Genomic DNA, 9,814 nt, shown 5'->3' on the forward strand with positions numbered 1-9,814 from the left:
CGGATACTGACTTCGGCTTGCCGAGGGTGAGGCCGGTGCCTGCTATGAAGCCGTCGAGGGTTTCGGGCCGGTACTGGAGTCGTTTGAGCCAGTTGCGGACGAGGACCTCCAAGCGGTCCAGGTCGACGACGCGAAGCGGTGAGGCACCGGCCCGGAGGGGCGGGGCGGACGACGCCTCTGACCGACGCACGAAAATGGCTGACGGTGTTCCTGCTGCCCGCCTACTCGCCCGACCTGAACCCGGTCGAGAGCGTGTGGCCCCATGCCAAGCGCAGCCTGTCCAACCTCGCTGTCGTCGCCCTGGACCGCTTGGAGGTCCTCGTCCGCAACTGGCTCAAACGACTCCAGTACCGGCCCGAAACCCTCGACGGCTTCATAGCAGGCACCGGCCTCACCCTCGGCAAGCCGAAGTCAGTATCCGTGGCCGGCGGCGCCGCACCACCGTCCCGGAGCCGTTGGCGCCCCGGCCGCTGGACCTGGTCGACCGCGACTTCACCGCCTCCCGGCCCGACCGGCTCTGGGTGGCGGACATGACCTATGTCCGCACCTCGCAGACCGGCTGGGCCGCAAACGGACGCTCATGACAGGGCTGTCCGCAGTAGTGGTGGCTGCGGTTGTCGGCGCGCTCGCCCCGACTGCCGGCGTACTCATCGCGGCCCTCGCCTTGCAGGGCGCCGGTGCCGCGCTGGTGGCGCCCGCCGCGCTCGCGCTGGTCGCGGCCCAATTCGTCGACCCCAGGGAGCGAGGCCGGGCCTTCGGTGTCTACGCCGCGGTCGCGATCGGCGGCTGGCCCGCGGGGCGGGGTGATATCCGAGTCCGTGGGCTGGCGCGGCTGCCTGTACGCCAATGTCCTCCTCATACTGATCGCCCTCATCGTCGCGGCCAACCGGGTGCATGACCGCGCGGGGCCCGGCGGCCCCGGGCTCGCAACGCCGAGCCTGCTGTTGGGCTCCGCGGGCGCCGTGCTCACGGGCAACGAGTTGTACGGGGTGGGCCCGCACGACTGGGCAGCCCCCTCGACCCTGGTCCCGCTCGGCATCGGCGTCATCCTGCTCGCGAGTGCGGGCGCTGCGCACTCCGCGCGCACCTTCGCCCGTCAGCACGACCGGATCGGCACCCTGGTGGTGCTGTGTCTGGGCTCGGCGGGCCTGTTCGCGCTCTTTCCTGCGCTGTCACTCTCCATGGGGCCTGCCATGGGCTTCTCGCCGGCAGCGGCCGGCGTGGCCGTACTACCGACGGGCGTTGCCTTCGTCATCGGCTCCACCCGGATCGCCTCCGGCCTGCTGCGGTGCATGGCGCCGTGAAGGCTGATCGCGGCGGGCCTGCTGCCGGCCGCCGTCGGGCTGCTGCCCCTGGGCGGCATCGGATCCGGCGGGGCGTTCGCCCTCGTGCTGACCGGCTCGGTGCTGGCCGGACTCGGTCTGGGCACGGCCATGACGCCGCTGTTCTCCGTGGCCACGGCGGGCCCGGCGGACCGGGGCCACGGCGCTGCCGCGGCGGTGACCGCCACCGCCCTCCAGCTGGGCACGGTCCTCGGTGCCGCCCTGTTCAGCAGCGCCGCGATGCCCACACGGGAAGGCCTCGACACCAGCGCCCTGTTCGGCGCCGCCAGCCTCACCCTCGTCGCGGGGCTCTGCACGGGGGCACTGATCACTACCGCCGCCACGGCCGGCTCCCGCCTCCCCGAGTAAGGAAGCGCGGCCACGTCCAGGTCCCGGTACGAAGCGGGTGCCCCTTACCCGGTCCCGGCCGTCATGGCCGCCACGATGCGTGGCAGAAGTACGGCGTTGGCACTGCCGAGTGACACCCTCACCGCCTGTGGTCGGCCCTGCTCGTGGATCCAGACCAGGCCGTTCGCGACCTCGACACCGGTCAGCGAGCGCCAGTTGGCGTCCATGACCCCGCGCAGCGTGAGCCCGTCACGGTGCACGCGCACCTCGCCGATGATGATCGCCCCGCCCCGCCGGATGAGGTCGAGGTACTTCGCCAGGAGCCGGGGTTCGACGATGCGCTGGACGAAGTCGACGAGGGCCAACCACTCCGCGGGGTCCGTGGGCCGCTTCCCGCCCCTGCTCCAGCCCAGATCACGCAGGCCTTCCGGCGAGTCCGCGTACGTGCCCACGCCGAAGGTGTACGTGGTGGTGTACATAGACGGAAACAGGAAGCCCTGGTGCTTGGTACGGGAGACCGGATACCGGACCCACTTGACCTCGTCCCAGTCCAGCGTGTGCCGCCCGTAGGTGATGCGGTGCCGGTCGGCCACCAGGCGTGTCGACCAACCGACGTTGCTGTCCACGAAGGGGCGCTCGGCCGGCCCCGGACACGGGCGCTCAGCACGCGTGCCGCGTGCTCCCATATAGCCCGTCAGCCAGGTCGGCACCTCGGTCCGCGGGTAGGCGGCGAGGTCGTTGCGGTAGTGCGACGGGGCGAGCAACTGACCGTCGGGCAGGCGCTCGTCACCGTAGTCGTACTCGGTGGAGACCTGCGCACGCCCGTCCGCGGCCTTGGCGACGGTGAGCAGCATGCGCAGCCACGGGCCGGCCGGCATGGCGGCCGCGAGGTGCCGCTGGCGACGTACGAGGAGCGCGATCTGCTCGGGGACCCGAACGTCCATGGGCCGTTCGCGGTTCCAGAAGGAAACGTCGGCCGTCTCGGCGGACACCGTGCATGAGAAGACCGCGGTCATGCGGTCCCACTGCACCGGTCCGAGCAGGGCCAGTTGCTGCGCGGTCTCATGAGCGAGCGCGGACACCCGGCCCGCGATCAACTCCTGGGACGGGGCGGAGACGACGGTGAAATCCGCGACGGCTCCGGGCTGCCCCGATCGGGCGTCGAGGCGCTCGAACTCCTCCTTGAGGCCGTTCATGAACGACTCCTCGACGGGTGCGCGCCGTACGAAGGCCTCCTCGGCTGTGAACAGGGCCCGTACCTGTTCGGGTGGGATCGCGGTGGTGACCTCCTTGATCCGCCCCACGTCGCTGATCAGGAACACGGATCGGTCGAGCGGCAGGTCGAGGAAGGCCATCGGGTCGCTGTCATCGATGTCGACGGGTGTGTACACGCTCCACCCGGCGGCGAACCGGTCCGCCTCCAGGCCGTGCACCGGATAGTCGAGACCGCGGGCGCTGATGTGTTCCTGGACCAGAACGACGGCGCGCCGAGTCGATGCGCCCGCCAGCCCCCGCCGCAGGAGCCCTGCCGAGCGGATGGCCCTCATCGGTCCCGTCGGGCCCCGGATAGTGGTGGGTGAGGTCGAACCACAGACGCAGCTCGTCGACGGTCGCGGCGTCGGTACCGGCGCACACGAGGTCCCACGTCCCGCCATGGTCACGGGCATAGAGACTCACGGACGCGTCCTGAGCCACGACCACGTAGTCGCACGCATGGAGATCGCCGTACGAGGCGACCACTGCCAGCGGGGGCGGGGTGGTGCGGGCCTCCTGCGCGACCGGCTCGCCTCCGACGCCGACGGCGGTCAACACATGGTGAGTCATCGGCACGGCTCCTTTCGCCACCTCGAGCGGTGACCGTAGCCCAAGGCGACCATCGTGGTGAAGGGAGCCACCTATATCGCGCCAGCTCCGGGACACTTGCATCGCGCTGCGGCCAGCCGCTGTGCGTCCATGGGCCGCCGGCCCCTGCGACGCCTTCGGCCGGGGCGACGAGGCCGCGTTCGGTCATCATCCGGCTGATGGCGCTGCCGAGTCCGAGCAGCTCGCGGCCGTCGCGCCGCAGGGCGTGCCGGTGCGCCATCCCGGTTTGGTCTTCCGGGCGTGCCCGGTCCGCTGCACTGCTTCGCGGGCGGCGAGCAGCGCCTGGCGGGCGAGGCCGACATCGGAGGGCTGCGGGGTACTGGTCATCAGGCCACCACCCCGGCGATCTGCCGGACCATGTGCCGACGGCACAGGCGGCGCAGCGGCAGGGTCTCGCGCGTGCACGGCGCGCCCTGCTCCCGGCCCTGACAGATCCGCGGACCGGGCTGTTCGACCGGCTCAACCGGGGCGGGCGTCCCGGTGCGGGGCTGGGCGGGCGCCGGAACGACCGCGACGGTCCGGGGCGCGGAGGCGGTGTCCGGGTGGAGCTCCTGGCGGCAGGGCTTGCACAGGCTGTCGGTCAGGGCGGGGCCGGTCATGAAGATCCGCGCGCCGCATTCGGCGCACGTTCCTTGCTCCGGTCCCTCCACGGTCCGCCGGGCCGGGATGTCGGCAGGCCGGGCGGCCATGGTCTCGAGGTCGCAGTCGTTGCATCGGCCAAAGGGGCCCGGGCGGGTGCCGTGCTGAAGGCACAGGCCGGCGGCGGCACGGCAGGCGCGCTCGCGAGCGGCGGCCTTGTCCTGGACGATCTCGGCGCACAGCTCGCAGGCCGTGCGGGTACGCCAGATGGTGCCGGACTCGCAGTCGGCGTAGCCACAGCCCCAGCGGGGCAGGGCCACCCCGAGCAGCCACCGGCCCGGGTCACGGATCTGGTCCGCCATCGTCCCGGTCAGCCGGGCCGTCGGCCGGTGCCGCAGGCGCTCGGCACTGGTGCCGACGGTGATCTGGCGGCCGACCTCGCGGGCGATCTTCCGGGCGACGAACGCGTTGGTCACCTGGGCCAGGAGGTGGTGCACCGGCTCCAGCACGGTGTAAATCTCCGGGCTCATCGCCAGCCGCGGACCGGTGTGCGACGAGCCGCAGCCGCCCCCGGTCCCGCTGCCGCGGTTCTCGACCACCGGCTTCTTCGACGAGGGCTGGGTCTTCCCACCCGCGCGAAGCGCGAGACCGGGCTCGCCCCGGCCAGCGGCAGTGCCGTCACCGGCCGGGTTTTCCACAGGCGCAGCGCCCTTACTCACCTGTACCTCGCCTACGGCGGATGAGAAGAGCGCTCGCCCGTCCTCAGGTGAGTCAGTCCTAGGTGAATCCTCATTCGCGAGGGATCCCTCACTAACCGGGGAACCCGATCCCTCACCAGCTTGGGAACTGGACACCCCATCAGAAACACCCGGAACAGGGGACTCGGGAACCTCGTCAGCAGCCGGGCAGGGCGCTGCGGGAGCCGCCGCCCGATGCCCTGGTCAGACCTGCAGAACGCGCAGGGTGTGGCGACCCTCGGCGAGGTCGAACGTGGCGCCGTCGACGGTGAGCCTGAGCGGCTTGCTTACTTCCACGCTCAGCAGGCCGTTTCCGTCGTCGATTGCGCTCAGCGAGGTCGTGCCGCACCACAGGCCCCGGATGCCGGCCGCACGACCGGGACGGGTCCAGGTCACCTCGTTGCGCGGCGCGTCGACCCGGAATCCGAGGACATGCTCGATGAGCATGGCGATCGGGGCGAGCGCGGACCAGCCGCAGAAGTCGGGGCGGACGATGTACTGGTCGTCCTTGCCGGTCGACGGCGCGGCGAGGTCCGGCGCGTACGCCTCCCAGATCGTCGACGGGCTGTGATCGGCGTAGGTCCGGGCCATGTGGTCAAGGAGTCGGCGTGCGGCGCGGGCCGCCACGGCGCCGTGCCCGGCGTCCGAGAGTGCCCGCGCACTCATGTAGGCCAGCGGGATCCACACCCCACCGCGCCAGTAGTGCCCCGTGCCCCGGAACGCCGCGTCCTCGCGTGCCACCGAGGGCCATGGCACGTCACCGCCGAACACGGCCTCGTCCTCCAGCGCGGCGGCCAGCTTCGCCGCCTGCTCCGGGCCGGACGCGCCGGCGAGCAGCGGCCAGTAGGCGGCCGGTGTCTTCACTCGGTGGAAGTTGAACGGGGCGGTGGAAGCGCGGTCGAAGTACATCCCCGTCTCCGGATCCCAGAAGTCCTCGACCAGCTTGACCAGTTCGGCGTGACGGGCCGAGAATTCGGCCGCGAGGCCGTGGTCCCCCACGAGCTCGGCGAGCCGGGCGATGCTCCGTGCCGAGAGCGCCTGCTGCGCTGCGGCGTCGAACCAGAGGATGTCGCCGTACGTGCCGCCCTCCCCCTGCTCAGTGGCCCGCGCCGTGTTGTCCATGCCGCTGCATACGCCGTTCCAGAGGTAACCCCGGTCGGCGCGTTCGACGGTGGTGGGGACGACGCTGTACGGGAAGAGCGATCCCGGTCGGACCGTGTCGAAGAAGGCGAAGTGCTGCTGCAGGTAACCCCGTTCGATGATGCGGGCCACCCGCGCGAGGTCGCCCGTGTGGCGGACGTACTCCTCCTCGGACCAGGCGAACAGCGGTGGATTGTCGGGATGCTGGACGGACACCGAGGACTCGACGCCGTCGTACATCACCCCGTAGAAGTTCTCCAGGCTCTCGATGCCGGGGAACCTGCCGGGCGCGTACTTGCAGAAGTGCGCCATGAAGCAGGTGTCCCAGATCCAGATGGTGTCCGGGTCGAAGCCCTCGTCCATGTACGGCGACTGCGCGACGCCCTCGCGCTCGACCACGTGGTCCCAGGCCATCGCCCATGCGGCCCAGTAGAGCTTGATCAGGTGGGGGGCCGAGTCAAGGACCGGCTCGGGAATGCCTGAGCGGTCGAACGGTATCGGGTCAGCCGATGTCATGCCCAGGTCCTTGCCCTGTAGTCGTTTCCACCCCGGTTTCCCTCGGTGCCTTTGCCGACGGCGGGCGGCTGTTCGGAACGGAATGGACGGGACCGGAACCTATCGCGGAATAAATAACTTCGTCCAGTATTGATTCCCAGGGGGCAGTCAATCGCACGGCAGCGAGGGACCCGGCAGTGCCGAACTCCAGCACCCCTCCCCCCTTGCTGACCAAGTGCCACCCCAACTCACAGAGAGCTACTTGCCACTTCGCCGTGGCTTCGGGATGCCATGCGGGTCGGCATCGCGCACGGGACTCCCAACCCAGCCTCCGCCAACAGCTGAGCCCCATCCGCAGGACAACCCGGCGACCGTCCCACTATCACCAAATCCGTTCCGATGCTTCCCCAAGGCCCTGAGTGGTGCTCGGTGATCCGGGCCCGCAGTGCTTTCTCGGTGCGGGCGTCGGCGGCGACGGCCCGGTACATGGCCGCGTTCTCCCGGGCCTTGAACGCCTGGCCGTGGGCGCGGGAGAGCTCCTTCTCCCGCTCGGAGGGCACCGTGTGCCCGCCCTCCTCCAGAAAGATCTCGGTGTCCGCGACCGCCAGGTGGGGCAGCGGCCGGGGCCGGTCAGGGCTGGCCAGAAAGGCGCCGAGTTCCCGCCCTTCTGCGGGATCTGCGGCACGAGATCGTCTCGGCGTGGGGACGCTGGCTGCCGTTGGGCAACACGAGGGGCTGATGGGGTACACCGTCGTACACCCGGTGTGGGGCCGGCTGGACGCGTCGATGGACGGTCTCGGGTGCGGCCGCGCCTGGACGGACGTCCACCGGATCAAGGGGTTGTGTCTGGCGTGTCCGGAGTGCGGTGGTCGGGCCTTCGCCCGGGCCTCCCGGCAGGTCGTCCGGCACTTCTACCACCAGGTTCGGCCCGTGAACTGCGAGCTGGCGAACGAGTCAGCGGAGCACCACCTCCTGAAGCTGGAGCTGGCCATGGCTGCTTGGGCGGCGATGGCGAGCCGAACTGAAGGTGAGCGGCGAGGCCCCGAACTGGCGGGCCGACGTGATGGTCTTCGACGAGCGCGACCGCCCCTTCATGGCGCTGGAGGCGCAGCTGTCGCCCATGACGCAGGAAGAGGCGCAGATGCGTACGGACCGCTGCGCTTGGGACGGTGTGGCGGTGTGCTGGGTCGCCCTGCAGGACCGGCCGTGGGAACGCGTCGTGCCCTCGCTGAGAGTGCGCTCTCCGCGCCAGCGAGGCGAGAGCTGGACGGTGCGGCATGGAATGGCGCGCTACGCCGGATCACCGGCTCCCGGCCGCCAACGCGCCGCCTTCGCCCGGGGACGGTCGTGTGAGGCTTTGGGGCACAGACGGCAGGTGGAGCTTCATCCCTGCGAGTGGAAGTCGTACCGGGAGCATCAGCCAGACTGCGGCAGCCACCGAGTACAGCGCCGATCGCCCTGCTCGCCCTCAGGCGCATGGGTACTGTCCAGGTTCGAGCGAACGGAGTTCTTCGGCCATCTGCCGGTCGGTTCAGGGCGGGTTCGGGCTCGTGGTGGAACCCCTGCTGTCGCCGGTGGAGGATGCTCGCGTGGAGAGTCGACAATCCCGCGGCAGGAGCATCCACGGGCGCAGGGCTGACAGGGCACCGTCGGCAGGAGCGAGACAATCCCGGCTGACGGTGGGAGTCGAGGAGGAGTTCCTCCTCGTCGATCCACACTCACGCATGCTCGCACCAGTCGCCATGCCGGTCATCGCCACAGCCCGGACCAAGCTGGCCGACCTGATCGCGCCGGAACTGACCTGCTACCAGGTGGAGACACGTACCGAGCCGCACCAGAACCTGGGCGCACTCGCCGAACAGCTCTACGCCAACCGGCTGCACCTGTCACGCGCGGCGGTCGCGCACGGAGCCAGACTGATCTCCAGCGGTTCGCCAGTTCTCTCGCCCGGGGGCGCACCGCCGTTCATGCCCGGGGAACGGTATGAGCGCAGTGGGCGGATGTTCGGGGCGCTGGATGAGGAGCAGGTGTGCTGTGCGTGTCACGTCCATGTCGGTATGGACAGCCGTGAGGAGGCAGTTCTGGTCAGCAACCATCTGCGGGGCTGGATCGCGGTGCTGGCAGCGATGGCGGTGAATTCGCCTGTATGGGGCGGGCGGGACACCGGGTATGCCGGCTGGCGCAGCATGTGCTGGGCTCGCTGGCCGGCTGCCGGTCCTCCGCCGTACTTCGCCTCTGCCGCGCACTACGACGATGCCGTCGACACACTGGTCGGGACGGGCGTGGTTCTCGATGTCGGGGGGATCTACTGGGATGTCCGGCTCTCTCACCACGTGCCCACACTGGAGATTCGGGTCGCGGATGCGGGCCTGTGCGTCGATGACACGGTGCTGTTCGCCGCTCTGGTCCGGGCGGCTGTGGCGACAGCGCTGGACGATGTCCGCGCGGGCCGGCCTGCTTCGCGGCCTGATGCCCATCTGCTGCGCGCCGCGTCGTGGCGTGGTGCCCGTGAAGGACTCGGCGGAGTGCTTCTGGACCCGGTTTCCCGTCGGCTCGCCCCGGCCTGGCGTCGGGTAGGGCAACTGCTGGCCTGGATCCGGCCCGCTCTCGTTCAGCATGGTGACGCAGCCCTGGTCGACAGCCTGGTCTCCCGGCTGAGCCTTCACGGTACGGGTGCGGTTCGTCAGCGGGCCGCCCTGCGCCGGCGTCAGCGCCCTGCTGACACCGTCGACTACCTCCTTGCCGGTACCCTCACCGCCCCCAGCTGTCTCGGACGCTGAGCTTGTCCCTCACAGACTTTCGTCGATGGAGGGTGATGAGCGCTCTTCCAACAGCGGCATAAAGCAGACCGTTCACCGAGCAGTGGTCGGCCTGTCCGGGATGCCCGGTTCTTTCTCCTCGCCGTGCTCTCGGCCGGTTAGGACGCAGGGTCACGAATGGGGGCTACGGTTCCAGGGGAAGGAGGGCCAGTTACCGCGAACAGGCCTGGGGTCGCCGCTGTCCGCGTGGTCGTAGCGGACGTGCTGGCCGTTCTTACTGATCGTTTCAGAATGAGGTTCGGAGTCGTCTCAAACAGATGATGCTGCAGGCGAGTTGGAGCAGTCCGAGGTGGAGGTCGGCGCGTATCTCGTAGCGGATCCGCAGTCGTTTGAACTGGTGGAGCCAGGCGAAGGTCCGCTCCACGACCCAGCGCGTCTTGCCCAGCCCCGAGCCGTGCGGGACACCTCGACGGGCGATCTTCGGGGTGATGCCCCGAGCCCGCAGGATGCGGCGGTACTTGTCGTAGTCGTAGCCGCGGTCGGCGAACAGCCGTCGCGGCCGGTGACGAGG

The 9,814-nt window shown here is 70.2% G+C and carries 9 protein-coding genes and 3 pseudogenes; 6 read left to right on the plus strand and 6 right to left on the minus strand.

The window, feature by feature from the left end:
- Nucleotides 1-190 (minus strand): annotated as a pseudogene (locus EAO76_RS46570) (hypothetical protein); the annotation flags it as partial.
- Between EAO76_RS46570 and EAO76_RS24325 the strand changes: the two are divergent.
- The 5 genes and pseudogenes from EAO76_RS24325 to EAO76_RS24340 form a co-directional block, all read left to right on the plus strand.
- Nucleotides 190-414: pseudogene (locus EAO76_RS24325) on the plus strand (transposase); the annotation flags it as partial. The pseudogenes EAO76_RS46570 and EAO76_RS24325 overlap by 1 nt on opposite strands.
- A 2-nt stretch (nt 415-416) precedes the next feature.
- Nucleotides 417-548: pseudogene (locus tag EAO76_RS46575) on the plus strand (IS3 family transposase); the annotation flags it as partial.
- A gap of 32 nt (nt 549-580) precedes the next feature.
- On the plus strand, nt 581-898 hold the full coding sequence (locus EAO76_RS47715; RefSeq protein WP_148838074.1) for a hypothetical protein: 318 nt from the start codon (nt 581-583) through the stop codon (nt 896-898).
- Nucleotides 804-1,304: an ABC transporter permease gene (locus EAO76_RS24335; RefSeq protein ID WP_148838075.1), complete on the plus strand. Its 501-nt coding sequence runs from the start codon at nt 804-806 to the stop codon at nt 1,302-1,304. The genes EAO76_RS47715 and EAO76_RS24335 overlap by 95 nt, the downstream gene beginning before the upstream one ends.
- Before the next feature lie 84 nt (nt 1,305-1,388).
- A complete protein-coding gene (locus tag EAO76_RS24340; protein WP_148838076.1) occupies nt 1,389-1,691 on the plus strand; it encodes a hypothetical protein in 303 nt (100 codons plus the stop codon).
- 44 nt (nt 1,692-1,735) lie between these two features.
- On the opposite strand, the gene EAO76_RS24345 is transcribed toward EAO76_RS24340, so the two are convergent.
- The 4 genes from EAO76_RS24345 to EAO76_RS24360 form a co-directional block, all read right to left on the minus strand.
- A complete protein-coding gene (locus EAO76_RS24345; RefSeq protein WP_262375710.1) occupies nt 1,736-3,217 on the minus strand; it encodes a hypothetical protein in 1,482 nt (493 codons plus the stop codon).
- A gap of 463 nt (nt 3,218-3,680) precedes the next feature.
- Nucleotides 3,681-3,860: a hypothetical protein gene (locus EAO76_RS24350; protein WP_148838077.1), complete on the minus strand. Its 180-nt coding sequence runs from the start codon at nt 3,858-3,860 to the stop codon at nt 3,681-3,683.
- Complete coding sequence (locus EAO76_RS24355; protein WP_148838078.1) at nt 3,860-4,711, minus strand: hypothetical protein; 852 nt, start codon at nt 4,709-4,711, stop codon at nt 3,860-3,862. Before EAO76_RS24355 ends, EAO76_RS24350 begins: the two co-directional genes overlap by 1 nt.
- Nucleotides 4,712-5,053: 342 nt before the next feature.
- On the minus strand, nt 5,054-6,505 hold the full coding sequence (locus EAO76_RS24360) for an MGH1-like glycoside hydrolase domain-containing protein (RefSeq protein ID WP_148838079.1): 1,452 nt from the start codon (nt 6,503-6,505) through the stop codon (nt 5,054-5,056).
- A 1,658-nt stretch (nt 6,506-8,163) separates the two neighbouring features.
- On the opposite strand from EAO76_RS24360, the gene EAO76_RS24375 reads away from it, so the two are divergent.
- A complete protein-coding gene (locus EAO76_RS24375; RefSeq protein WP_262375711.1) occupies nt 8,164-9,264 on the plus strand; it encodes a glutamate--cysteine ligase in 1,101 nt (366 codons plus the stop codon).
- Nucleotides 9,265-9,529: 265 nt separating this feature from the next.
- Here EAO76_RS24375 and EAO76_RS24380 read toward each other — a convergent pair.
- Nucleotides 9,530-9,814: transposase (locus EAO76_RS24380; RefSeq protein WP_148838094.1), on the minus strand; the 285-nt coding region annotated here is incomplete at its 5' end.

The sequence above is a fragment of the Streptomyces sp. sk2.1 genome (assembly GCF_008120935.1).
GTDB lineage: Bacteria > Actinomycetota > Actinomycetes > Streptomycetales > Streptomycetaceae > Streptomyces.

Coding starts and splice junctions, on each gene's coding strand:
- EAO76_RS47715 (WP_148838074.1), top strand. CDS start 581: ATGACAGGGCTGTCCGCAGTAGTGGTGGCTGCGGTTGTCGGCGCGCTC.
- EAO76_RS24345 (WP_262375710.1), bottom strand. CDS start 3,217: ATGAGGGCCATCCGCTCGGCAGGGCTCCTGCGGCGGGGGCTGGCGGGC.
- EAO76_RS24350 (WP_148838077.1), bottom strand. CDS start 3,860: ATGACCAGTACCCCGCAGCCCTCCGATGTCGGCCTCGCCCGCCAGGCG.
- EAO76_RS24360 (WP_148838079.1), bottom strand. CDS start 6,505: ATGACATCGGCTGACCCGATACCGTTCGACCGCTCAGGCATTCCCGAG.